Raw genomic sequence first — 23,085 nt, forward strand, 5'->3', positions numbered from 1 at the left:
AAACAACAGGTAATGACATTGAAGCACCCAGCAAATAACTAATATGTAACCATTACAGAGTTTAAATAAATGGTAGAACCCGAAAAAAAAATCATACAAAGAGAGAAGTTAATACAAGCAGGGCAAATGCATTTAGTGCATTGGTTAATTGTATTACTTTCTATTGTACTAACTTTTACAGCTTGGCAATTTTCTAGGTTGCAACTTAATCAAAAACTTGAAACTAAATTTCATCGTAATGCAGAGCAAGTTGTTAACTCAGTAAAAGAAAGAATGAAGCTTTATGAAAATGCACTTTGGAGCAGTGTCGCATTCATTGATGCAGTTGACACACCGATTACCTACAGAACATGGTTATCTTATTCACGGAGCCTTAAAATAGACGCTACCTATCCTGGCATTAATGGGATTGGTGTTATTTATAATATCCAACCACCTCAACTGGATAGTTATCTACTAAAACAGCGAGAACTTAGGCCACATTTCACCATACACCCTAAGCATCATGAATCTGAATATTGGCCCATTACCTATATTGAACCCGCATTACCGAACCAAAAAGCGATAGGCCTCGATATGGCTTTTGAGAAGAATCGCTATGTATCCATTCAAAAAGCACGTGATTCAGGGCAGGCGCAGCTAACAGGACCAATTACCCTAGTACAAGACGCAAAAAAAACGCCCGGGTTTTTATTCTACACACCCTTTTATGAAAATGGTGCTAAGCCAGACAACCTTGAAACACGAAGAGCGTTAATTGAGGGTGTGACGTACGCCCCGTTCATTATGAAAAACCTTATGCAAGGCACCTTGGCTGAAAAATATAGGCATGTCAGTATTCAAATACATGATAACGGACAATTGTTATTTGACGATCATGCTGACAGAAGCCTTGAGAACCTAGATCAGGATCCGCTGTTTAGCAAAGAAGAACATGTCGAGTTATATGGCCGAGTATGGACTTTTTCAATTCAATCAAATTTGGCCTTTAGAAATGAATTTTCGTCAAACCAATCCGCATTCATCTTAATTGGCGGCTTAGTAATCGATGCCTTATTACTCACACTCTTTTTATTATTAACTAAAGCTAATCGCGAAGCACTAGCCTATGCCGATAAAATAACTCAAGCCCTAAAAGAAAAAACACTTACTTTAGAAAAATCAAATAGTGATTTAGAACAGTTCTCATATGTTGCCTCACATGACCTTAAATCGCCTCTCAATGCGATCACAAACCTCGAGAATGGATAACTGAAGACTGCCAAGATATTATTCCTGACGAATCAAAAAAGCACTTGGCGTTATTAACTCAGCGTAGTGGCCGTATGATGAGGTTACTGGATGACCTTCTTGAATACTCACGTATTAATCGCAATAAATTTAAAAATGAGCCTGTAAACTTAAAAGATATCAGCACAGATGTGTTTTCAATGCAGGATAAAACAGAGGGGTTTACATTATCTGCGCCAGATGTAGAAATAACTATCCCTAAAACACCCTTAGAAATAGTACTCAGAAACTTGATTTCAAATGCAATAAAACATCATGAAAGTAAAAGTGGTGCTATTAATGTCTTATATGAAAGCAATCCAGATTACCATATTATTATCGTTGAGGATGATGGCCCGGGCATTCCATTAGAATTACATGAAAAAGCACTGGAAATGTTTCAAACATTAAAGCCGAGAGATAAAGTGGAAGGCAGCGGTATGGGATTAGCGATGATTAAACGAATTGTCGAACATTACAAAGGCAAGATATTAATTACTTCTGATGGTAAACACGGAACAAAGATATCTATTTATTGGCCACTATCAAATTCATAAATATTGACATTATGGAAGGATAAACTATGAAGACTAACTCAAAAGACGTAACCTTATTATTAGTTGAAGATGATGATATCGATGCCATGACAATTGAGCGGGGCTTTCTTAAACAACGCATCGCCAACCCAATCGTTAGAGCTTACGATGGTATAGAGGCATTAGAGTTATTAAGAAGCAATAAAGTATCTCGCCCATTGATCATCTTACTTGATTTACAAATGCCACGAATGGGCGGTATTGAATTCTTAAAACAGTTACGAGCTGATGAGGCCTTGTCTGATTTAGTAGTTTTTGTATTAACAACCTCTAAATCTGAAGAAGATATGTTATCAAGCTACAAACAACATATCGCAGGATATTTTATAAAAGGCGATTCAGGCGAAAAGTTTTTAGACATTGTGAATGTTTTAGATAGTTACAGAGAGTACAATATGGCAAATACATTTTAAAAGGAGAAAATCTTGACTACTGAATCAAACAATCCCCGTGAATTGGCTGTTATGGTGGGTGCTACCGGCGCGTTAGGAAAATTTGTCGCACGTCGGCTGGTGGCTTCAGGCCTGGATCTGTTGGCTGTCGGACGATCAGAAAAAGAGCTCAAGTCGCTGAGCGAGAGCTCCCCTCATATTCGTTATTGCGTGGCGGACATCAGTGAGGATTCCTCTATCGAGACAATTGCGCAACACGTGGATAAAACCGTGCGCATGGCCATTCATGCGCCGGGCGTGCCGGTGGCCGGTGGCGTGTTGGAGGCGAGCCCGCTGGTGTTGGGACAGGCGGTCAACATTAAAGCCGGAGGCATGCTGCGTCTTTTTCGCGCGGTGGAAAGCCACTTGGTGCGTGGCTCGCGGCTCGTTGCCGTAGGCGGGCATTACGGTTTTGAGCCCACAGCTTATGCTGCAACAGCAGGTGTGGCCAATGCCGCGCTCACTAATTTAATGCGCCAGTTGAGCTGGGCACTGGGCGACCGCGGCGTTACTGCGCATCTGGTTGCACCCGGCCCGGCAGAAACCGAACGCCTCCACGCCATTGCAACAGCAAATGCAGCAAAGCGGGGGGTGACACCTGACGTGGTGCTCGATGAAATCCGTCAGCAGTCAGCTATCCACGCCTTTACTTTGCCGGAGCAAGTAGCATGGGGCATCTGCCTGCTTTTAGCCCCCGAAGCCGATGCCATGGCCGGCTCGTCCTTGATGCTGGATTCTGGTCGGCGTCACGGTTTGCCGTAAAAATTTCAAGGAGATCAGTATGCCTGTTGCTCATATCAACGTATTGCAGGGCCATTCGAAAGACGTTTTAAAACGTGTGATTCGTGATGTTTCAACGGTCATGGTCGAGGTGCTCGCGGCACCCAAAGATCGGTTGGAGATCTGGGTTACCGAGATTGATCCTGATCTTTGGGGTATCGCGGGCGAGCCTGCCAGTGAGGTTTTAAAAACCCGGCCGCGTGGCCAGGTTGAGATGCCGTATATCGAAATGGTCCTGATGGAAGGGCGCAGCCTGGCGCAGCATCATCAATTGATTGTTGCCGTGACGGATGTGATTGAAAAAAACTTGGGCACAGAACGAAATCGTATCCGGGTGCATATTGCCAACTGCACGCCGGATCACTGGGGCATTGGCGGCATTCCTGCTGCGATCAGCAGAAAAGCAGAAATCGAAGCGCGTAAGATCGAAATGGGTGGTGCTTAACCATTTGTGAAGGGAGTCGATGAAACTTTCATTCCATGGCGCGGCGCGCGGTGTTACTGGCTCTTGCTATCTTGTTGAGAGTGCAGGCAAGCGACTCCTCATTGATTGCGGTTTATATCAGGGCGGTCGTGAATTAAGCGAGGAAAATGTAGCGCCCTTCGGCTTTGACGCCGCGGCGATTGATTTTGTTTTGCTCACCCATGCGCACCTTGATCATTGCGGCAGGCTGCCTTTGCTCGCCAAGCGCGGGTTTCACGGTGAAATCATTACCACCGCCGCGAGCCGCGAACTGGCGAAAGTGGTGATGCTCGATTCTGCCCATCTGCAAGAAGAAGATGCGCGTTGGCAATCCCGCAAACTCATGCGCCAAAACAAAGACAAGGGAGAGTTGCCGCAGCCACTGTATACCCAGCTTGATACCCTCAATTGTCTGGATTATTTCGGCCGCACAGCGCATTACAACCAGCCCATGGTCATCGCACAAGGCATCACCGCCACTTTCCTTGATGCGGGCCATATCCTGGGTTCGGCCAGTATTCATTTGCAGATTGAGGATGAGGGCGAAAAACGCAGCATTGTTTTTTCTGGCGACATTGGCAACGCAAAGCGGCCGATATTGCGCGACCCCACGCCGCCGCCCATCAGTGATGTGGTGGTTATGGAAACAACCTATGGCGACCGGCTGCACAAACCACTTGAGCCCTCTATCGAAGAACTTTATCAAGCCATTGAAGAGACTTTCCGCCGTGGCGGCAATGTCGTTATTCCGACCTTTGCATTAGAGCGCGCGCAAGAGATTCTTTTTTATTTGCGTGCCGGCGTTGAAAGCGGCCGGTTACGGCACAGGGTATAGGTAGGATTAATACCCCCGTCATCTTCCCAATCTACAATAAAAAACAGGCTATTAGCAATCGCCAAGTTATTATCAACCCATTAGCGGTACCATTATTAAGCACAAATCAATAATGCGCCGACCTTTTTAGCGTTTTGCGCATTCCGACCCGCACCCTATCCTGCCAGCCTCATCCTTGAGTAGCACCTATCATCCTCTCCCTTGCTTCCCTAATCGAACAAGCTCTCTTGTGGCGGGGCGCGGGGCTCTGCTAATTGATTCACTGCTACAGCGGCCCCGGACTTCGCATCCAGGTGAGCTAAAATCTTACTGATGATCGATGGGTTTTCAATACAAGCAATAATGCGCACCGCGCCACCACAGCAGCTACAGATAGTCACATCAATATTGAATACGCGCTTAAGCCGCTCGGCCCACGTCATGCTTTGATGACAATCAACCCGCGCAGGCTCATCAGCCTTCACGCACTGCTTTTGAGTGCTTCCCTTGCCGCGCTTAGCGGGAGTAACAAAGATACGCCGCTTGCTGTTAGGGGCCAGTACACCATGGTACCGCGTCAAATTTGCGCGTGGCTTCGGAACCAAGGCTGCTAATTTCGCCATGAAATCTAACGGCTCGAAGATAACGTGTGTTGTGCCATCTCTGTAGGGCGTCTTTAGCTGATACCTGACCTTGCCCTGCGAAGTCAGTGCCAGTCGCTTTTCTGATACCGCAGGGCGGGAAATATAGCGGCACAAGCGTTCCAGCTTTTTGCGTTCTCGTGTTTTTGTAGCCACCCCGGCATGCAGGGAGAAACCGGCGATTTTACCGACCTGGTTTGTACCAAAATCATCATCTTCCCAGGATGGGATTGTTTGTAGTGTGAAGACCTTGCGGCCCTGTTGTGGGCCCACTGCAATACGATAGGTGATGGAGTGCCCCTGAAGCTGGTTCATCGCATCGTCGTCTTGTAAATCTAGCGTCAGATAACTGCTTTCATCATCGCGCACCAACAATCCCTGGCGCTCTAAATGGCCTGCAACACGCTGGCTAATTGTTGCCACCAGCGTATTGAGTTCACTGGTGGTCGCCGCGTTAACGCGGTGAAACCTCAATTGTCCGTTGTGTTTTTCTTGGTAGACTCCGTCAATAAAGAGCATATGAAAATGGACATTAAGATTTAGCGCGGAGCCAAAACGCTGTATCAGAGTAACGGCGCCCGTTTGTGCTTGTGTGGCTTTAACCCCCGCTTTTTTGATCAAGTGCGTTGAAATGACTCGGTTAACAATGCCCAGCACCTTACTCATGACCAGAGGGTTGCTGGATAAAAGGAATCGCAGCGGGTATGGAAAACTGAGTACCCATTGACGGATAGGTTTGTGCGGTAAGACGTCATCGACTAACAGCGCTGCTGTTTCTGCCATTCGCCTCGCTCCACAGCTGGGGCAAAAGCCTCGGCGTTTGCAGCTAAACGCTACCAGGTGTTCAAGGTGACAATCTTCACAGCGGACCCGCAGGAATCCATTTTCGAGCCTGCCACATTCAAGGTATTCATTAAATTCTCGTGCGACATGGCGAGGTAAAAAATGCTCCCTCTCACTGATATACAATTGAAAATCGGGCCAATAGCGCTCGATGAGTTGATAAAGCAGTGTTTGCTCTGGTCGGTGTCGGGCATAGCTAAACACATCACCGTCAGACATCCTGTACTCAGAGCACTCGCTGTGCTCGCGGGGCAAGCTTTCCGGCCTTGGCTGGGTCATACAACGCATCCTTGCGTTATTTCATGGCGATGAGTGTGTCAGCCAAAAGTATCCATTGAAAATTCTGACTTACAACCTCATTTGAGGGGGCACCTGTTTATTTTCAGTACCCCCAGAAGTAAACACGCTGTTAAAGATCAGCCACCTACGATATGCAGGTTTATTTAACTCGCTAGGCCGCGATGTCGACGGCGCCCACCCGGGCCAGTGCGATATTCCAAGGCAGTAGGGCCTCGTAGTCTTCCACCGTTTGGCAATAGGGGATGGCTTTCAATATTTCGACATAATACCGATAAGGATCTAACCCATGGCACTTAGCTGTCCTAATCAGGCTGAAGTGAAGACACAACGCTTTAGCGCCATTCACAGAGCTGCAAAATAAAAAATTCTTTCTGGCAATGACAAAGGGTTTGATTTCCTGTTCCGTCAAATTGTTATCGGCTTCTAAGCGACCATCGTTGAGAAATTCACACAGGCCATCCCAAAACTTCAGTGTGTAGGAAAAGGCTTTGCCTAAAGATGATTTCGGCAGTACCGAGGGATAGTGTTCATCAAGCCACTGCTTAAATTCTTCCATGATGGGTTTTGAGCGCAGTTGTCGCAAAGCATAGCGCTGCGCGGGCGTCATCTTCTCATCTTTGGCTTTGCGCTCAATGCCGTAAAGTCGCTTATAGAATCGCATCGCCTGCTTGGCCAAACCGTTCCCTTCGCTGGCTAGGGCAATGGGCTCAAATTTACGTCGTGCATGAGTATTACAAAAACTGGGCTTAACCGTCTCGGATTCAAATAACAAATCAAAAAATGGATCGCCATCACAATGTAGTGTGCCACTAAAGCCCGCAAACCAATCATTCACAAACGGCTTATGTTTTATCGCATTATATTCATAAAGAACAACCTCCTTCCCCGGTGCTCCACCGCGAAAGCAGTATGCATAGGATTTTGTGGTAGCCGATCGGCCTGGTTCGCTTAATACTTGCAGCGTGGTGGCATCTAACGCCCCCACACCATAGTCTATGACTTCATCTTTCATTAAATTGAACAAGGGATATAAAGGATTAGTGCAATCGATGACAGCGCGGGCCATGGTTTGTCTTGATAGCTTAAATCCTGCCCTTTTTTCGAATTGTTTTTCTAGGTGGTAGTAAGGCTGGCGGTCGTCGAGCTTACTAACGATGATGTAGGCCAAAACAGATTCAGTAAATGACGCCTTGGGCAGGATGTGTTTAGGCTTATTTGCCGTGGTAACTTCACCGTGGCAGCCCTTCGGACAAGCCACCACTTCACGCAGTTCGACAATGACTTCATAAACCGGGGGCTGATAATTAAGCCGTTCATGACGTTCGTGATTGATCACCTTCTTTTGGCAACCGCACTGACAGATTTTGTGGTGCGCTTCTACGGGGATTATCTGCTCTTTACGCAGTAGATGCTCAGCAAAGGTTTTCTTTGGCTTTTTGGTGTCGCGCTTTGAGTGAATAGCGATGACATTGCCGCCTAGGTCATCGCGGGCTTCCTGATCCTCTTCTTCATCAGCTACTGGCTCGAGAGTCGCATCACCGTACAATGCCAGTTGTGGATTATCGAGATCGATATAGCGTTCTGACTTCTGTCCAAACCGATGCCGAATCATCTGTTTTAATTGATGCAATAATAGCGCATAGGCTTGTTCAGATTGCTGATACTTTTTTCGCAACAAATCGCATTCCAGGGTGAGCTGGTCGACTTGATGCTGTAAGGATTTTTCAGTGTCGGTCATGATGGACTGCACAGTGTTTTTATGCCTGTTATTATAGACTATTCTGATAGTCAAAAGTGAAAATAGTGTTAATAAAACCGCGTGTATTGGCATTTTTCAGGCGGTTTTTGTTGCGTAAAATCAATCCCTGACAACAACCACTGCAATTGCTGCATGGACAGCTCCATTGCTTCGTCGACAACACCGGGAAACTTAAATATCCCTTTTTCAAAACGTTTGTATAGCAGCCAAAAACCACCCGACTCCCAATACAACATTTTTAATTTGTCGGCCTTTTTATTTCTAAAAACGAAGAGCTGACCTGAAACAGGATTTTTTTGCAGCGTATCAGCCACCAAAATAACAATGCCATCGATCTGATTACGAAAGTCAATCGGCTGCCGGTAAAACCAAATAGTGGTATTGAACGGTAACAGCATGGCTGACTATCTCGTGAGAAGGCTGGGTAACAGTGCCAGTAATTCAGGGGAGTGAATCACTAGACGTGCACCATTGGGATATTCCAGGACACCTAGTGGAACGCATGCAGCTTTAGGTTGTGGCTGAAGTTGAGCCTTAGCTGTTACATTGACTGGAATAAATGCGCTTGGTGATTTGGCCTTATTGAATTTTTGAGACCAGTACACGAATTGGTGATAAACCAGCTTGTGACTGTCAGCATACTCCCGCTTAGATAGGCCGCTGCTATTGTACGCCTTAACATGAGTTTGCCATTGCTGTTTTTTCATGGGAATGCCCTCGATAAATGGAGGAGCGACTATGACAGGCCGTGCTGGCTCAGGCTAGAATGGTGTTTATAGATCGCTTACGATAGTTATTGGAAAATTGTCCAATTACCAAAATGAAAGACAATAAAACCAAATAATATAAAACATAGCAACTACACTGATTTTAATAGCTGGTTAACTTTGGAAAGCGTGTCAAGATATGAATATACTAATAGTTGATGATGATATTGTTGACAGAGAACTTATTACAAGGACTTTAAAGCGCAGCAATATATCGTGTGAAATTTCGGGTGTAGAGTCAGCAGATCAAGGACTTGAACAATTAAAAAAAATGGAATTTGATGCCGTTTTACTCGATTATAACTTACCAAAACGTAATGGTATTGAGTTATTAGTTGAGCTAAGAAACGCCCATGAACGACATGACGTCGCAGTTATAATGATGAGCACGTCAAAAGACGACGAGCTAGCGCTTAACTGTATTAACGCAGGCGCGCAAGATTTCCTTGTGAAAACTGAAATAAACGTTTTTCGATTACAAAGAGCCATTGTTAATTCACATGCGAGAGCTGATCTAGAAAAACGTCTCTATCAAAGCTATCAACACACTAAAGAACTTGCAGAACAAGATAGTTTAACTGGCATATCCAGCCGTTATCATTTTGATGAATCTTTGAGTAATGATTTAAAAAGTAACGAAAGAAATAAAACAACGCTCGCGTTATTATTAATTGACCTCGACCATTTCAAATACGTTAACGATAATTATGGACATGACATTGGTGACAGCTTATTAATAGAAGTAGTCAACCGAATACATCGTTGCTTAAGAGGAAATGAATTATTTGCTCGTCTTGGTGGTGACGAATTTGCAATAACCTTAACCAATATAAACTCAGCTAATAATGCCACGCATGTTGCACAACGTATTATAGATGCATTAAGTGAGCCATTTACGATTGATAATCACATCATCACTTCAGCAGCGAGTATTGGTATTTCCATTTCTCCAGATGATAGCGTTAACCCAAAAGAACTATTTAAATACGCTGATATAGCAATGTATAAAGCTAAAAGCAAAGGGCGTAATCAATTTTCGTTTTTCGAAGAAGCAATGCAAGTAGAGTTTTTATCGAATTTTCATATTGAAAATCAGTTAAAAGAAGCGCTTAAAAATAAACATTTTAACCTGCATTACCAACCTGTTATGGATCCAAAGACTCAACAGTTAACAGGGGTAGAAGCATTAATTCGCTGGGAAGTCGATGGTGTAGCAATAAGCCCAGATAAGTTTATACCTATTGCTGAAAAATCTAGGTTAATTTTAGATATTGGTCAATGGGTGATTGAAGAAGCGATAAAACGATTAAGTGATTTAAATCTAAACCATTCGCAATCAATTACTATGGCTATTAACTTATCAGCGGTACAGTTAACAAATGACAGTGTAATCGACGTCATTCAGGACTGTATAAAACAATATAATGTCGATGCCAATTTAATTGAATTTGAAATAACAGAAACAGCCTTAATTGTTGAACCAGAAAAAACGGTGAAAATAATACAAGCAATCAGTGATTTAGGTTGCAAAATATCACTGGATGACTTTGGTACTGGCTTTTCTTCATTGTCGCACTTACATAGCTTTCCTATTGATATTGTAAAAATAGACAAATCTTTAATGCCTAGTTATTTCTCAACAGAAAAAGTGAAAAAATTATTATCAGGTTTAATTGTCATGCTTAAATCTTTAAAGCTTCAAATTGTTGCCGAAGGTGTTGAAACACAGGATGATTTAGATTTATGTATAAATTTAGGCGTTGATAAAGTTCAAGGCTACTTTTTTGATAAAGCACTGCCAGTTGATGTGTTTGAACGGAAATATTTACAACTAAATAACAAAAAAGTGCTGTAAAACTTTATACCCTCCTTAATTTTAGAAATCCCTCTGTGGATATGGGAATTAAAGTAACGCCAAAAACGTTCAATCGCGCCTGCTTGTTTCTTCAAGGTATTATTAAGCTGTTTGATTCTTATGGTTGGATAATGCAGAAAGGTATTGGGAACGCTAATCAAGCTGCCTTTGTATTTGAGGGTGAGCGATTAAGCTTTGAATTGAAAGAACCCGTAACGCAAGTCCCTGCTGAGATTACTAATCTCAAGAGAAAAGACGGATATTTATGGCCTACAAAAGAATACGCCCCTTCAGGTTTGCTTGAGTTCACTATAAGCGGTATGTATTTGACTGGGTTACAAGCATGTTGGAAAGATACTACAAAAGAAAGGCTTGAAAATAGACTGCCGAGTATTGTGCAAGGGTTTAGGCAGGCTTTCGAATATAAGAAGCTTGAAACCATTAAAAGAAAAGCCAGGGATCTCGCATGGAAGCAGAAAGCAAAGATAAATCAGGAGTTGTTACGTTTAAAGGAAATCTAAGAAGCCCGGCGCAATCATTTATTCAAACTGGCTCAGGCATTTGATCAGGAAAAATCAATACGTAACCTAGTGTTGGCCCTGCGAAATCAAGTAACACTGAAGCAGGCTTTGATCATTGGTTAGATTGGGCTGAGAAGATAGCTAACCAAATTCATCCAATTGAAAAACAAGCAGAAATTTTGTCCCGTTGTCACCATATAGAAACAGCGGAAAAATAGCGTTGGCAGTAATGTTCTCTTAGTTACTGACATGAACTTAATAACCTATTACGATGGGTCTCATTTATCAACATAAACAGAAGAGATTAGGCAACAAGGATGACACCGCCTCGCACTGATAAAGACGAACTCCAAACGCGCATAGAAATAGACCAAAAGCTAGAGCAAGCAGGCTGGTCTATTCAAGATAAAAAGAAACTCAATCTTCACGAGTCTTTAGGTGTTGCTGTCCGGGAAATGGATACCGATACCGGCCCCGCTGATTACATGTTATTTGTCGATGGTAAAGCATGCGGCATTATTGAAGCCAAGCGAGAAGGGGCTAACCTAGGGAAAGTTGCCGAGCAATCTGGCCGCTACGCAACATCTAAAACCAAACACGTACAGCGCTGGGCGGCTAACGATCAACCTCTACCGTTTTTATACGAATCTACCAACCATGAAATCCGCTTTCGAGACGAGCGTGATCCAGCCCCTCGTTCTCGTCATGTATTCCATTTCCACCAACCCAAAACTTTAAAAGCTTGGTTAGAGCAGGGCGATACCTTTAGAGCTCGTTTGCAACAACTTCCAGAACTCAATACTAAAGGTCTTCGTGTTTGCCAAATCGATGCCGTTGACGGTATTGAAGATTCTCTAAAGCAAGGTCGCCAGCGCGCATTATTACAAATGGCTACCGGTGCGGGTAAAACTTTTACTGCTTGCACTCAAGTGTACCGCCTAGCCAAGTTTGCCAAAGCCAAGCGCGTATTGTTTTTGGTAGATAGGGGCAATCTAGGTAGACAAGCACTTAAAGAATTTCAGCAATACACCACGCCCGACGACGGCCGTAAATTCACCGAACTCTACAACGCCCACATACTCGGCCCCGGTGGTATCGGTGATGAAATCAAAGTCACCATCTCTACCATACAGCGCATGTACTCACAACTCAGTGGCAAAGAGCTGGATGAAGAAATAGAAGAACACTCTTCCTATGAAGTGGGTTTTAATACAGCCGCAAACAATTACAAGCAAGAAGTCGTCTACAACCCCAGCATCCCCATCGAAACCTTCGATGTCATCATCATTGATGAATGCCACCGCTCCATCTACAACCTGTGGAGCCAAGTACTCGACTACTTCGATGCCTTCTTAATCGGCCTCACTGCCACACCCACCAAAAAAACCATCGGCTATTTTCACCAAAACGTCGTCTCAGAATACACCCATGAAGATGCCGTCATCGATCGCGTCAATGTCGGCTACGACATCTACCGCATCAAAACCGAAAAAACCGAACAGGGCGGCTTAATCGAAGCCAACACCAATGTCGAAATACGCGACCGCCTCACCAAAGAAAAACGCTGGGAACTATTAGACCAGGACGAAGAATATCGAAGCAAACAGCTAGACCGCAGCGTTATCGCCCCCAACCAAATACGCACCATCATCACAGCCTTTAAAGAACGCTGCCTGCCCGAATGCTTCCCGCAGCGCAGCTGGGTGCCCAAAACCCTGTTCTTCGCCAAAGATGACGACCACGCCGACCGCATTGTGGATGCCGTGCGCGAAATCTTTAACGAAGGAAACGACTTCTGCAAAAAAGTCACCTACAAAGTCGGCAAGAAAAACGCCGAAAACACCATCGCCGAATTTCGCACCAGCCCACGCCTGCGTATTGCCGTAACTGTGGATATGATCGCCACCGGCACCGACATCAAACCGCTGGAATGTGTCGTCTTCATGCGTGATGTAAAAAGCCCCGCCTACTACGAACAAATGAAAGGCCGAGGCACCCGCGTAGTGGATAATGACGTACTGCTTAAAGTCACACCCGACGCCCCCACCAAAACCCGCTTTGTACTGGTGGATGCCGTAGGCGTAACCGAAACCGACAAAACCGAAACCAAAAGCCTCGAGAGCAAACCCTCCGTCTCAACCGAAAAACTCATGCAACAAATCGCCATGGGTGATCGCAGCCCAGAAAGCCTGCAAAGCCTCGGCAACCGCCTCATCCGATTAGACATGAAACTCACCGACGGCCAGCGCAAACAAGTCAACAAACAACTTAAAGACACTTTCGAAGCCATGGGTGAAAGCACCGAAGTAGCTTATTTAACCCTGGTGGCCAGCAAACTCGTACACGCTGGCAATGTGGATTACATTAATGAATTAGCCATAGCAAAGTTCGGCACAGACGATGTGCAGGGAAGCACAAGTGCCGCGGGCGCAGGAAGCGCAGGAGCGGCAGAAGTGAGCGAAAAAGAAGCCAAAGCCATCTTCGAACCCATTGCAGATGAAGCCGTAAAGCCCTTCCATAACCCAGACCTACGCGAACTGCTCGAAACCCTGCGCCGCGACACCGACCAATTGATCGACGACAGCGCCGATGAGCTACTAGACGCCGCTTACGATGAAGAAAAAGCCCAGGGCATCATCACCCGCTACGAAGAATTTATACAGCAACACAAAAACGAACTCGACGCCATACAACTGGTATACAACCAGCCCTATAAAAAACGCCACCTCAGTTACCAACAACTCAACGACCTGGTGGAAGAAATAGAACAGCCACCTTATAACATCGCCCCCAAAGATGTTTGGCAGGCTTACGAGATGTTAGAAAAACTCAAAGCCAAAGGCGCAGCACCCAGCGAAAAGCTGCCAGCGCTAATCAGCCTTATTCGCTGCTCCATTAGTGTGGCCAACGAATTAGAACCCTTTCCACAAATTGTCAATCAACGTTTTGAGGCCTGGTTGAAACAACAAGAACAAGGTGAATCGCGTAGCGAGCGAGGGCAGCTAGGGCTGGGTGGGAGTCCATTTAACAAAGAACAATTACAGTGGTTAGAACGTATCAAACAACAGATTGCCAACAACGCCGAATTTGAAATGGATGATTTTGATTTTATTCCCGAGTGTAAGCAGCAAGGTGGCTTGTTAAAGGCGCAGGCGCTGTTTGGTAAAGAACTAAATACAATCGTTCAAGAGTTGAACGGTTATCTAATTGCATAGAAGATAAATAGTGAATCACGAAAACGTATATGAAAATTTGCCAGATGACTGGAAGGTTGTTCCTTTTAGTGAAGTTATGGATATTCAAGGTGGAAGCCAGCCAGCAAAAAAGTTTTTTAAATCTGAGCCTCAAGAGGGTTACATAAGACTCTTACAGATTCGAGACTTTGGTAAGAAACCTGTCCCAACATTCGTACCGAAAGACTTAGTGACCAAGTTTTGTAAAAAAGATGATATTTTTATAGCACGTTATGGTGCTTCCCTTGGAAGAATTCTAACGGGAATGGAGGGGGCTTATAATGTAGCTTTAGCTAAAGTCCTTTATGAGCGAGATTTTTTTGATAAAGGGTATCTGTTCTATTTATTGAAAACACCCATTTTCCAAACTCCTATTAAAATGATATCTCGATCTGCGCAAAATGGATTTAATAAGGATGATCTTAGGCCAATAAAAATACCCATTGCCCCCCTCGAACAACAAAAACGCATCGTCGCCAAAATCGAAGAACTCTTCTCCCATATCGACGCCGGCATAGACGCCCTCAATAAAGCCAAACAACTGCTCAAACAGTACCGCCAATCCGTCCTCAAAGCTGCCGTAACCGGAGAACTCACCAAACAATGGCGTGAAGACAGGCTTAAAGACGATGTGCAGGGAAGCACAAGTGCCGCGGGCGCAGGAAGCGCAGGAGCGGCCAAACTAGAACCCGCCAGCCAACTGCTAGAACGCATCCTGAAAGAGCGCCGCCAAAAATGGGAAACACAGCAGCTAGCGCAGTTTAAAGCGAAAGGGAAAGTGCCTAAGGATGATAAGTGGAAGGGGAAGTACCCCGAGCCAAATATTGACGTCAAGAAGTTTTTTGAAGAGCCAACTGGGTGGGCTTGGGCTGAGATTGGAACAGTTACCGATATGTTGTCAGGGCATGCTTTCAAAAAAGCTGAATACACAGGCTCTGGAGTACGTTTGTTTCAGATTGCGAATGTATCCTTTGGTCATACAAAGTGGGATGAGGTTGAGCATCTTCCAGAGTCATACCTTAAGGATTGGGCGAATCTGTCATTAAACGAAGGTGATATTCTTATGGCGTTAAATCGTCCGCTACTGTCAAAGCGGTTAAAAATATCACGACTATCTAAAGCTGATGTCCCTGCAATTCTTTATCAGCGAGTTGGCAAGTTTCAATTTTATTCTGATCTTATATCAGATTATTTTCTAATCTACATGCAGAGTCATTTCTATATAAATAGGCTGGAAGAGCAGCTTCAAGGAGTAAATATACCATTTATAAATAAAGGGAAACTTCTTGAAACGCCAATTTCAATACCTTCAAGTATACAAGAAATGGAAATGATAGTTGAAAAGGTAAATTCAAAATTAGCCTCTATAGACCGAATTGAAAATGAAATTCAAGTGCATCTAAAGAAAGCAGAAACAAATAAACAGTCGATTTTAGCTTCGGCTTTTTCAGGGAAGCTAAATTAGCCATGCATAAACCAACAGACTTTTTTGAAGTGCGAGTTCATGATTTAAGCCTCGACCCTGGTTTAACAGGCCTATGTGTCGGATATGAGCTGGGGGAGTGGCGTTATGATGGCTTAGTTGATCACTTGATGGAGTGGATGCCCGAGTTCTGTTTAACTTATGAAGAGATCACAACTCTTGACTCAGGCAACATGATCTCGTTGATGCGTGAAGCATTTAGGAAGTTATATACGTCAGGTAAATTTAAAAACCGTGGTGAGTTTGGCGAGTTAATGCTCCATGCTGCAATTAGGCAGGTTTTTGGTTCATTGCCAGCAATATCTAAGATTTATTATAAATCCGCAGCAAATAATACAGTTAAAGGCTTTGATGCGGTTCATGTCGTACCTAATGGCCAAAACTTAGAGCTATGGTTGGGTGAAGTTAAGTTTTACAAAGATCTAAATGGTGCAATTAGAGATGTCGTTGAAGAGCTTGATGATCATACTAATAAAGATTATTTGAGAGACGAGTTTTTATTAATTAAAGGAAAGATAGATTCTAGTTGGCCGCATGCCCAAGAGTTAGAGCGTCTTTTAGACCCTAATGTCAGTTTGGATACTGTTTTTCAGCAGGTAGTGATACCTGTATTGCTAACTTATGAAAGTAATGCTGTTGATAGCTTTTCTAATTGTAGTGATGAATATAAAGCTGTATTTGAAGAAGAGATTGTTAAGAATCACGGAAAGTTTGCAGGCAAAGCATTGCCAAAAAATGTCGTAATTCAATTGTTTTTAGTGCCATTAAAAAACAAAGAAGAATTAGTTACTAAGTTGGACGAAAAATTAAAGACTTGGCAGGCGTTGTGATTATGGAAGATCTAATAGCAGAGATATCCTCATTGGGGTCTGACTCTACAAATCAGTTTGAAATATTGAGAATCGTTTCGACAGTAATAAATGAAGATGAAAATCAATCATTTTCCAGAGAGTTGGTTCTTAGGGTTCTTGACCAAAGAAAACACTTTGAAGAGTTCAATGAGATCGTCGATGCGCTAGTAAGGGAAGTGGGCTTGTTGCCGTATATTGATGAAGACACTTTGGGTTTAAGAGATAGTTTAGCTTATGAGTTTTTTAAACCAATAAATGATGATGGAAGTATAGTTTTTCATCGTGCTCAGGCTGATGTATATCATAAGCTCCTTTCCGGTGAAAGTGTGATTTTGAGTGCGCCAACAAGTTTTGGAAAAAGCAAGATTGTAGATTCTATTATTGAATTGAATCGATATAAAAACATTGCTGTAGTCGTACCTACAATTGCTCTTATTGATGAAACTAGGAGAAGGCTATCTAGATTTTCTGGTTTATACAAAATAGTAACGCAAATAACGCAAGAGCCTGCAGATAGAAATATCTTTATATTAACTGCAGAGAGATTAAATGCTTATGAAAAACTTCCTAAGATAGATTTTTTTGCAGTAGACGAGTTTTATAAAATAGGAGCCTTGGATCGCGATGAAGAAAGGACAATATCTTTAAATCAGGCATTTTATAAATTATTTAAAATGAGTGGGCAGTTCTATCTACTAGGTCCAAATATCCAACAAATTCCAGATAACCTTGATCGTGATTTGAAATGTTACTTTTACAATACTTCTTTTTCTACAGTAGTAAGCGAGGTTCACTACATACAACCTGGAGAAGATGAGCTAGATTCTTTGATGCATTTGCTAGCCGAGTTGGATGGGCAGACTTTGGTATACTGTAAGTCACCTAATAGAGTTAATACAGTCGCACATAAGCTTCTGGAAAGGCTCGACGTGATAGAGGATGTTGGTGTTAATGAAGCAGCAGAATGGATAGAAGGTGAATTTCATGAGGAATGGGTTTTTCCAAGATCTTTACGGCATGGCATTGCGCTGCACCATGGAAGATTACCTAGGTCGTTAGCCCAGGTATCTGTAAAGCTTTTTAACGACTGCAAAGTTAAATTCTTGTTATGTACTTCAACTTTGATTGAGGGTGTGAATACGTCTGCAAAAAATATTGTTATTTTTGATCATAAAATAGGAAATAGTAAATATGACTTTTTTACTTTTAATAATATTAAAGGTAGAGGAGGAAGAATGTTTCAACATTTTATTGGGCATGTTTATATTTTCAATGCACCACCACAAGAAGAACTTCCATTTGTAGATTTCCCATTTTACTCACAAGGTGAAAATGTTCCAGATAGTTTGCTTATTCAGTTAGATAAAGCTGATTTAAAAGAAACCTCTAAGCAAAGACTAAGCGAATACTTTGATCAGAATACATTGCCAATTGAATTAATTCGCTTTAACTCAGCAGTTAACCCCCTTGACCAAATAAACTTAGCTAAGAAAATTGATGAGTTAGGTTCTGAAGATATTTCCAAGCTGATTTGGGATGCATGCCCAAACTACAAACAGCTTGAATTTTGTTGCGATTTGATATGGGAACACCTTGTTAGTAGAGGAAAAGCAGGGGTAGTTTCACCCAAACAATTAACTTTGAAGGTTTTTTCTCTATATAAAGACCGAAACCTTAAAAATAGGATTGCTGCTGAGCTTGAGCCGGGAAGGTTTCAGGCAAAAGATGCTGACGAGGCTGTAGAAAAGATATTAGATTTTGATCGCAACTGGGCAGGGTATACATTTCCTAGACTTCTAATGATATTGGATAGCATACAGCGATATATTTTAGGACCTAAGTTTGGAGCTGTTGGTGATTACTCTTTCTTTGCCGCTAATGTTGAATCTTTTTTTGGAAAATCATCTTTAATAGCTCTTGAAGAGTTTGGGCTTCCGATACAAATTGGAGAAAAAGTTGATGCCCAAATAACTATATCTGAAAATATTGATTTAGCTATTTCACAACTTCGAGGCTATGAATATGATCAAGGAATTTATACTCATTTTGAAAAACACATCATTGATGATGTGAAGGAACATATTTAGCCTATGAGCACATCAGAAATCGTCAACAAAGTCTGGAACTACGCCCACGTACTACGTGATGACGGCGTTGGCTACGGCGATTACGTCGAGCAAATCACCTTCTTAATCTTCTTAAAAATGGCCGATGAGCGAGAAACGTCGGGGCAGCTAGTGGCCGTTCCCGAAGCTTACAGCTGGTCAAAGTTGGTAAAGCTTGATGGTGATGCCCTGGAAATACAATATCGCCATACTCTCGAAGATTTAGGTAAAGAAGGGGGGATGTTGGGTACTATCTTCCGCAAAGCGCAAAACAAAATACAAGACCCGGCCAAGCTCGAACGCCTAATCAAAATGATCGAAAAAGAAGCTTGGTCAACTCTGCCGATGGATGTCAAAGGAGAGATTTACGAAGGTTTGTTAGAACGCAACGCCCAAGATGTGAAAGGCGGTGCCGGCCAATACTTTACCCCGCGCGCTTTAATTCAGGTCATGGTTGATGTGATGCAGCCTAATGTAATGGATACCGTTGCCGACCCTGCTACTGGTACCGGCGGTTTTTTGTTAGCGGCTTATGATTATATGGCCCCTCAAGCCACCTCAAAAAAAGAACAAAAGCATTTACGCGAAAATGCCCTGCGCGGTAACGACATCGTCGATAGCGTCACCCGCCTATGCGCTATGAACCTCTACCTGCACGGTATTGGCAGTGCTGACGGTGAATGCCCTGTGATCAGTCAGGATGCCTTAGCCAAGGAAGTGAGCGAAAAAGATCTGGTGGATATCGTGCTAGCCAATCCACCCTTCGGTAAAAAAAGCTCCATCACCGTGATTAGTGAAAAAACCGGCAAAGCCGAATCTGAAAAGCTTACTTACGAACGCGAAGATTTCTGGGCAACCACATCCAATAAGCAACTTAATTTTGTTCAGCATATTGCCAATATGCTGAAAATCGACGGTAAAGCCGCCGTAGTAGTACCCGACAACGTACTCTTTGAAGGGGGTGCTGGTGAAACTGTTCGCAAAAACCTGTTAGAACGTACCAATTTTCACACTATTCTTCGCCTTCCTACGGGTATCTTTTATGCGCAAGGCGTAAAAGCTAATGTTATCTTCTTCGATAACAAACCTGCTGCGAAAACAGCATGGACAAAAAAGCTTTGGGTTTATGACTACCGCACCAATGTACATAAAACGCTAAAACAAAATCGCTTAAATAAAGGTGATTTTGAAGAGTTTATTGCGCTTTATAAACCCAACGATATTAAAAAACGTAAAGCGACTTGGGATGAAGAAACAGGAGAAGGGCGCTGGCGTAGTTACAGTTATGATGAAGTGATAGCCCGTGATAAAACCAATCTAGATATATTTTGGTTAAAAGATGACTCACTAGAAGACACAGAAAACCTGCCTGCACCGGATATATTGGCATCCGAGATTGTTGAGCAATTGGAAGCTGCTTTGACCGAATTTCGTTCAGTTGAGGAAATACTAACGATTAATGGCGTTACGACATAATGGCTTACCCAACTACTATCAAACTGTTTTTAGCAAACGGTCAACCTGATGGTTTGCGCACGGCGGAAATTTCTAATTGGTCTGGCTTGGCGATAGCTGGCCCTCGTTCAGAGCTTTCTGAACTGCGATCACGACTAGAACTAAAATCCCCTGGTATTTATTTTTTAATTGGTGTTGATGAAAATACAGGTGATCAAAAAATCTATATTGGTGAGGCAGATAATGTTTCGGATAGACTCGGCCATAAGTCTCACAAAGACAGAGAGTTTTGGACCAAGGTTATTAGTTTTATCAGTAAAGACAATAACCTGACCAAGGCACATATTAAGTATCTTGAGGGGCAAGTAATTAACAGAGCAAATGAATTGGCGCTTGTTACCGATAATGGTCAGGGAAGTGGCTCTAGTTTGCCTGAGTCAGATGTTGCTGATATGAAACAGTATCTAGACAAAATTTTCCAATTATTACCGGTATTGGGATTAAATACTTTTGAAGTGCCTGAAGCTATCCCGTCAGATGCAAAAGAGTGGATGTTTTGTTCAATTAAAGGATTATCCGCAAAGGGACGACGTACATCAAACGGTTTTCTTGTTGCAGAAGGTTCGCAAGCGGTGAAAAAGCATCGCCCTTCAGCTAAATCTTGGCAAATTAAACGGGAAGAATTAATTGCAAACAAAACACTAACGGACGCGGGTGATCATTATGTATTTACCCAAGATTTTGAGTTTAGCAGTCCAAGCGCAGCAGGAGCTACAGTTAGAGGCGGGTCGACGAATGGTTTAACTGCTTGGAAAAACAAGGCAGGGCAAACGCTTAAAGATTTGGATAATTAAGTTGCTATTTTTAATTATATTACGACGTTAATGGATATTTTTACGCCGCTTAAATTAACCAGTACCGTCCTATCAATAGTAGGTCAGGTCTGTAAACTTCTTGGTATCAAAAGTTTTATCAAGCCCAAAAATCAGATGAGCGTAGCTTCACGCTTTTTCTTATTATTCGAAAATCACGGCATTCACAAAAACCAAATACCTGGTTTCTTTGGCCATGGGTTAAAGCTCGTTGATGTAAAAGATGAAGACAGTATTCTGATTAAACTTGATGAAGAGATACTGAATGATGCTTGCGAAATGTTTGCTGTACGTCGTGAATGGCTAGATGGTGCCGACAGTCAGATTTACCCATTACATGATTTTTACAAACAGCCAAGGGAATTTGAGGCATTCATTTGTGAAATTAAAAGCAACGACCCCGATAGTTTGTACGCTGAGCTAATTGTTTCGTACGATAGACTCCAAGAAGAAGACGCCCTGTTAATTTTAGAAGAGACGATTGGTTATATTGGTGAGAAGCCAATATATCGCCACCATATTTGCAATGGGTGGGTTTTTAAATATTGGAAGTGTCGCGCCTACTTGGCTGCATGTATTGCACTGTCGTGTAAAAACAAAGTTTGGGTTAAAGGATATGAAGTACCCATTAAAGAGATAAACCGCCTGAAGGAGGGCTCACAGTTTATTTTTAGTAATGATAACCAGCACAATGGTTTTTCTACTAAGACATGGTACCCGGAGGATATGGCGTTATTACCGGACGTATATTTGAATAAAATTGACCCGGAAAAAGATAACTTTGGTGTTCGTGCTGCTTTATCGCTTTGGTTGGAACTATACGACAAGGGGCTAATGCATACTGACTACCCAGGTGAAAACCCTAGAAGTAGGTTCGAGGGTGCTTTGAAATTAACTGCCAGGCAATAAAAAAGACCTAGTCCGAAACGAACTAAGTCCTTGTTATTCAATGGTGCCTGGGGCCGGAATCGAACCGGCACGACTGTTAAGGTCGCGGGATTTTAAGTCCCGTGTGTCTACCAATTTCACCACCCAGGCAATCAAATTGAGCGCGAATTTTACCCTATGATGACGATAATGACGAGTGGAAATTATTATAAATTTATAAATTTTTTAGCAGACCTTCATTAATGGCCAATTTAACAAGTTCGATATCGTTAGAAACGCCTAGTTTTTCGTGTGCTCGATAGCGATGCGTGTTAACTGTTTTGGGGCTGATCGATAATGAATTGGCAATATCTGCAATTCTATGGCCATCAACAATTTTTGTTACTATTTGTAACTCTCTACTGCTTAACTGGCTAAAAACATTCTTTTCTGGTTCTTGCCCACTGAAGATTAAGTTGGTTGCCACTGCAGAGGACAGGTAGTTTTTACCTTGGTAAACCGACATAATCGCGCTTGTCATTTCATCAACCGCGCAGCCTTTATTGATATAACCTTTAGCACCTAACTTTATAGCCTGATGCGGGATAGGGCCATCGTCATACACACTTAGGGCAATAATTTTAGAACTGGGTTCGCGCCTTAATATTCGTTTCAAAGCTTCGGCGCCACCTATACCCGGCATATTTAAGTCCATTAGGATAACGTCTGGCTTGAGTTGTTCGGCTAATTTAACAGCTTCTTCACCCGAAGAGCCAATCGCCACAACTTCAATATCCGGGTCAGATTGCAAGATGTGCTCTATACCGCTTCTAACTAACTCATGATCGTCAACAAGTAGAACCTTAATACTATTCGAATTCATTAGATATTGATTTTCTTCAATTAATTAACCTAGCGCTCATCTTGACTAGCATAGACTAAATCAAAGATAATGCCCACGCTTTTTGGTATTAGGCCTTTGCCTAATTAAAAGGGAAGTTGGTACGATTTAATCAAACCCAACGCTGCCCCCGCAACGGTATATAAGTAACATGTATCAACAGCCACTGTGTCAAAACATGGGAAGGCGATACATCGGTTAACAGAACATTAGCCACTTATGAGCCCGGAGACCTGCCAAAGGCAAACCGGTACGTTGCGGGTGGGCAACTGGGCTGAC

General features: G+C 43.0%; 19 protein-coding genes, 1 tRNA gene and 1 riboswitch. Of the genes, 15 read left to right on the forward strand and 5 right to left on the reverse strand.

Annotated elements, in window-relative coordinates; all coding sequences use genetic code 11:
- Positions 1 to 69: 69 nt before the first annotated feature.
- The 6 genes from Q91_RS05680 to Q91_RS05700 all read left to right on the forward strand — a co-directional run bounded on the left by Q91_RS05680 (position 70) and on the right by Q91_RS05700 (position 4,374).
- The gene (locus tag Q91_RS05680) at positions 70 to 1,251 is read left to right on the forward strand and encodes a CHASE domain-containing protein (RefSeq protein ID WP_015005928.1); all 1,182 of its coding nucleotides are present in this window, start codon (positions 70 to 72) and stop codon (positions 1,249 to 1,251) included.
- 74 nt (positions 1,252 to 1,325) lie between these two features.
- On the forward strand, positions 1,326 to 1,826 hold the full coding sequence (locus Q91_RS11645; RefSeq protein WP_202948159.1) for an ATP-binding protein: 501 nt from the start codon (positions 1,326 to 1,328) through the stop codon (positions 1,824 to 1,826).
- Positions 1,827 to 1,852: 26 nt separating this feature from the next.
- Complete coding sequence (locus Q91_RS05685) at positions 1,853 to 2,278, forward strand: response regulator (protein ID WP_015005930.1); 426 nt, start codon at positions 1,853 to 1,855, stop codon at positions 2,276 to 2,278.
- 12 nt (positions 2,279 to 2,290) lie between these two features.
- A complete protein-coding gene (locus tag Q91_RS05690) occupies positions 2,291 to 3,058 on the forward strand; it encodes an SDR family oxidoreductase (protein ID WP_015005931.1) in 768 nt (255 codons plus the stop codon).
- Between the two features lie 19 nt (positions 3,059 to 3,077).
- On the forward strand, positions 3,078 to 3,521 hold the full coding sequence (locus tag Q91_RS05695) for a tautomerase family protein (protein ID WP_015005932.1): 444 nt from the start codon (positions 3,078 to 3,080) through the stop codon (positions 3,519 to 3,521).
- A 19-nt stretch (positions 3,522 to 3,540) separates the two neighbouring features.
- Positions 3,541 to 4,374, forward strand: coding sequence for an MBL fold metallo-hydrolase (locus tag Q91_RS05700; protein WP_015005933.1), 834 nt, complete (start codon positions 3,541 to 3,543; stop codon positions 4,372 to 4,374).
- Positions 4,375 to 4,583: 209 nt separating this feature from the next.
- Here the strand turns inward: Q91_RS05700 and Q91_RS05705 are convergent, their stop codons facing one another.
- From Q91_RS05705 to tnpB, 3 genes are all read right to left on the reverse strand, one after another.
- Positions 4,584 to 6,056, reverse strand: coding sequence for an IS91 family transposase (locus tag Q91_RS05705; protein WP_040514660.1), 1,473 nt, complete (start codon positions 6,054 to 6,056; stop codon positions 4,584 to 4,586).
- Between the two features lie 232 nt (positions 6,057 to 6,288).
- On the reverse strand, positions 6,289 to 7,875 hold the full coding sequence (locus Q91_RS05710; protein WP_015005934.1) for an IS66 family transposase: 1,587 nt from the start codon (positions 7,873 to 7,875) through the stop codon (positions 6,289 to 6,291).
- 68 nt (positions 7,876 to 7,943) lie between these two features.
- Positions 7,944 to 8,294 (reverse strand): IS66 family insertion sequence element accessory protein TnpB, encoded by a 351-nt coding sequence (tnpB, locus tag Q91_RS05715; RefSeq protein ID WP_007105253.1) that lies wholly within the window; start codon positions 8,292 to 8,294, stop codon positions 7,944 to 7,946.
- Positions 8,295 to 8,802: 508 nt separating this feature from the next.
- Between tnpB and Q91_RS05725 the strand changes: the two genes are divergently transcribed.
- The 9 genes from Q91_RS05725 to Q91_RS05765 all read left to right on the forward strand — a co-directional run bounded on the left by Q91_RS05725 (position 8,803) and on the right by Q91_RS05765 (position 21,947).
- Positions 8,803 to 10,518, forward strand: coding sequence for a GGDEF domain-containing response regulator (locus tag Q91_RS05725; protein WP_015005935.1), 1,716 nt, complete (start codon positions 8,803 to 8,805; stop codon positions 10,516 to 10,518).
- A 35-nt stretch (positions 10,519 to 10,553) separates the two neighbouring features.
- Positions 10,554 to 11,039, forward strand: coding sequence for a hypothetical protein (locus Q91_RS05730; RefSeq protein WP_041230504.1), 486 nt, complete (start codon positions 10,554 to 10,556; stop codon positions 11,037 to 11,039).
- 317 nt (positions 11,040 to 11,356) lie between these two features.
- A complete protein-coding gene (locus Q91_RS05735) occupies positions 11,357 to 14,254 on the forward strand; it encodes a DEAD/DEAH box helicase family protein (protein ID WP_015005937.1) in 2,898 nt (965 codons plus the stop codon).
- Between the two features lie 10 nt (positions 14,255 to 14,264).
- Positions 14,265 to 15,737: a restriction endonuclease subunit S gene (locus tag Q91_RS11415; RefSeq protein WP_015005938.1), complete on the forward strand. Its 1,473-nt coding sequence runs from the start codon at positions 14,265 to 14,267 to the stop codon at positions 15,735 to 15,737.
- A 2-nt stretch (positions 15,738 to 15,739) separates the two neighbouring features.
- Positions 15,740 to 16,585: a DUF1837 domain-containing protein gene (locus tag Q91_RS05745; protein WP_015005939.1), complete on the forward strand. Its 846-nt coding sequence runs from the start codon at positions 15,740 to 15,742 to the stop codon at positions 16,583 to 16,585.
- 2 nt (positions 16,586 to 16,587) lie between these two features.
- Positions 16,588 to 18,693, forward strand: coding sequence for a DEAD/DEAH box helicase (locus Q91_RS05750; RefSeq protein ID WP_015005940.1), 2,106 nt, complete (start codon positions 16,588 to 16,590; stop codon positions 18,691 to 18,693).
- A gap of 3 nt (positions 18,694 to 18,696) precedes the next feature.
- Complete coding sequence (locus Q91_RS05755) at positions 18,697 to 20,187, forward strand: class I SAM-dependent DNA methyltransferase (protein WP_015005941.1); 1,491 nt, start codon at positions 18,697 to 18,699, stop codon at positions 20,185 to 20,187.
- The gene (locus Q91_RS05760) at positions 20,187 to 21,020 is read left to right on the forward strand and encodes a GIY-YIG nuclease family protein (protein WP_015005942.1); all 834 of its coding nucleotides are present in this window, start codon (positions 20,187 to 20,189) and stop codon (positions 21,018 to 21,020) included. Before Q91_RS05755 ends, Q91_RS05760 begins: the two co-directional genes overlap by 1 nt.
- Before the next feature lie 135 nt (positions 21,021 to 21,155).
- On the forward strand, positions 21,156 to 21,947 hold the full coding sequence (locus Q91_RS05765) for a hypothetical protein (protein ID WP_015005943.1): 792 nt from the start codon (positions 21,156 to 21,158) through the stop codon (positions 21,945 to 21,947).
- Between the two features lie 41 nt (positions 21,948 to 21,988).
- Here the strand turns inward: Q91_RS05765 and Q91_RS05770 are convergent.
- Both Q91_RS05770 and Q91_RS05775 read right to left on the reverse strand, forming a co-directional pair.
- A tRNA-Leu gene (locus Q91_RS05770) sits at positions 21,989 to 22,076 on the reverse strand.
- A gap of 64 nt (positions 22,077 to 22,140) precedes the next feature.
- Positions 22,141 to 22,788: a response regulator gene (locus Q91_RS05775; RefSeq protein WP_015005944.1), complete on the reverse strand. Its 648-nt coding sequence runs from the start codon at positions 22,786 to 22,788 to the stop codon at positions 22,141 to 22,143.
- A gap of 66 nt (positions 22,789 to 22,854) precedes the next feature.
- Positions 22,855 to 23,062: riboswitch (cobalamin riboswitch) on the forward strand.
- The last annotated feature ends 23 nt before the right edge of the window (positions 23,063 to 23,085 follow it).

The sequence above is a fragment of the Cycloclasticus sp. P1 genome (genome assembly GCF_000299965.1).
Classification (GTDB): domain Bacteria; phylum Pseudomonadota; class Gammaproteobacteria; order Methylococcales; family Cycloclasticaceae; genus Cycloclasticus; species Cycloclasticus pugetii.

What these genes read in the sequence shown, in the direction of transcription:
- Q91_RS05680 (WP_015005928.1), top strand. Translation starts at nt 70, where the DNA reads ATGGTAGAACCCGAAAAAAAAATCATACAAAGAGAGAAGTTAATACAA.
- Q91_RS11645 (WP_202948159.1), top strand. Translation starts at nt 1,326, where the DNA reads ATGATGAGGTTACTGGATGACCTTCTTGAATACTCACGTATTAATCGC.
- Q91_RS05685 (WP_015005930.1), top strand. Translation starts at nt 1,853, where the DNA reads ATGAAGACTAACTCAAAAGACGTAACCTTATTATTAGTTGAAGATGAT.
- Q91_RS05695 (WP_015005932.1), top strand. Translation starts at nt 3,078, where the DNA reads ATGCCTGTTGCTCATATCAACGTATTGCAGGGCCATTCGAAAGACGTT.
- Q91_RS05700 (WP_015005933.1), top strand. Translation starts at nt 3,541, where the DNA reads ATGAAACTTTCATTCCATGGCGCGGCGCGCGGTGTTACTGGCTCTTGC.
- Q91_RS05705 (WP_040514660.1), bottom strand. Translation starts at nt 6,056, where the DNA reads ATGTCTGACGGTGATGTGTTTAGCTATGCCCGACACCGACCAGAGCAA.
- Q91_RS05710 (WP_015005934.1), bottom strand. Translation starts at nt 7,875, where the DNA reads ATGACCGACACTGAAAAATCCTTACAGCATCAAGTCGACCAGCTCACC.
- tnpB (WP_007105253.1), bottom strand. Translation starts at nt 8,294, where the DNA reads ATGCTGTTACCGTTCAATACCACTATTTGGTTTTACCGGCAGCCGATT.
- Q91_RS05725 (WP_015005935.1), top strand. Translation starts at nt 8,803, where the DNA reads ATGAATATACTAATAGTTGATGATGATATTGTTGACAGAGAACTTATT.
- Q91_RS05735 (WP_015005937.1), top strand. Translation starts at nt 11,357, where the DNA reads ATGACACCGCCTCGCACTGATAAAGACGAACTCCAAACGCGCATAGAA.
- Q91_RS05745 (WP_015005939.1), top strand. Translation starts at nt 15,740, where the DNA reads ATGCATAAACCAACAGACTTTTTTGAAGTGCGAGTTCATGATTTAAGC.
- Q91_RS05750 (WP_015005940.1), top strand. Translation starts at nt 16,588, where the DNA reads ATGGAAGATCTAATAGCAGAGATATCCTCATTGGGGTCTGACTCTACA.
- Q91_RS05755 (WP_015005941.1), top strand. Translation starts at nt 18,697, where the DNA reads ATGAGCACATCAGAAATCGTCAACAAAGTCTGGAACTACGCCCACGTA.
- Q91_RS05760 (WP_015005942.1), top strand. Translation starts at nt 20,187, where the DNA reads ATGGCTTACCCAACTACTATCAAACTGTTTTTAGCAAACGGTCAACCT.
- Q91_RS05765 (WP_015005943.1), top strand. Translation starts at nt 21,156, where the DNA reads ATGAGCGTAGCTTCACGCTTTTTCTTATTATTCGAAAATCACGGCATT.
- Q91_RS05775 (WP_015005944.1), bottom strand. Translation starts at nt 22,788, where the DNA reads ATGAATTCGAATAGTATTAAGGTTCTACTTGTTGACGATCATGAGTTA.